General features: G+C 52.9%; 1 rRNA gene. It reads left to right on the top strand.

Annotation, left to right across the window (positions count from 1 at the left end):
* A 23S ribosomal RNA gene (locus ACYP03_RS23825) occupies positions 1 to 963 on the top strand; the annotation flags it as partial.

Below are 963 nucleotides of genomic sequence, written 5' to 3'. Positions count from 1 at the left end.
CAGTTGCTGGGATTAGACCCGAAACCAGGTGATCTAGCCATGGGCAGGTTGAAGGTGAGGTAACACTTACTGGAGGACCGAACCGACTAATGTTGAAAAATTAGCGGATGACTTGTGGCTAGGGGTGAAAGGCCAATCAAACCTGGAGATAGCTGGTTCTCCCCGAAAGCTATTTAGGTAGCGCCTCGGACGAATACTACTGGGGGTAGAGCACTGTTAAGGCTAGGGGGTCATCCCGACTTACCAACCCTTTGCAAACTCCGAATACCAGTAAGTACTATCCGGGAGACACACGGCGGGTGCTAACGTCCGTCGTGGAGAGGGAAACAACCCAGACCGCCAGCTAAGGTCCCAAAGTATCACTAAGTGGGAAACGATGTGGGAAGGCTCAGACAGCCAGGATGTTGGCTTAGAAGCAGCCATCATTTAAAGAAAGCGTAATAGCTCACTGGTCGAGTCGGCCTGCGCGGAAGATTTAACGGGGCTAAGTGATACACCGAAGCTGCGGCAATGCGATTTATCGTATTGGGTAGGGGAGCGTTCTGTAAGCGGCTGAAGGTGTGCTGTAAGGCATGCTGGACGTATCAGAAGTGCGAATGCTGACATGAGTAACGACAAGGGGGGTGAAAAACCTCCCCGCCGGAAGACCAAGGGTTCCTGTCCAACGTTAATCGGGGCAGGGTAAGTCGACCCCTAAGGCGAGGCCGAAAGGCGTAGTCGATGGGAAACGGGTTAATATTCCCGTACTTCTTACTATTGCGATGGGGGGACGGAGAAGGCTAGGTGGGCCAGGCGACGGTTGTCCTGGTTCAAGGGTGTAGGCTGATGGTTTAGGCAAATCCGGACCATCTCAAGGCTGAGACCCGATGTCGAGTCACTACGGTGGTGAAGTCATTGATGCCATGCTTCCGGGAAAAGCCTCTAAGCTTCAGATAGTAAGGAATCGTACCCCAAACCGACACA

The organism is Photobacterium sp. R1, assembly GCF_054600795.1.
The sequence above is the reverse complement of the archived record's forward strand: the minus strand, read 5'-3'. Positions and strand labels throughout refer to the sequence as shown.